The organism is Oleiphilus sp. HI0117 (assembly GCF_001635235.1).
Genome location: NZ_LWGA01001227.1, coordinates 1 through 264, shown reverse-complemented (window position 1 = coordinate 264; position 264 = coordinate 1). Strand labels below are relative to the sequence as shown.

The following is a 264-nucleotide window of genomic DNA, read 5'->3' as shown; positions in this document are numbered from 1 at the left end:
CTTTTAGCATTCGGCATGTTAATCATCGTATAGCCGGGGCGCGACGGGTCCACGTCACTCTCACACCCGATGCACTCAGTGGCTGACGAGTAATTTTGCGACGACCAAAGCGTCAGGCTGGTCGGCCCTCCATCGGCGGAAAGTCCGAACCCGATGAACTTGTTGGCGCCAACGTAGGTGTTGCCGGTGTAGTTCGGATCATCTCCATTCGCGACCCCGATGACGGTGGTGCCGTGCAGATTGCACATGCCGCCGAGCCAGACA

1 protein-coding gene is annotated in these 264 nt (G+C 58.3%); it reads right to left on the bottom strand.

Annotated features, from left to right (window positions below):
* Nucleotides 1–264 (bottom strand): hypothetical protein (locus A3757_RS27765; protein ID WP_231878350.1); only part of this gene is annotated, 264 nt, incomplete at both ends.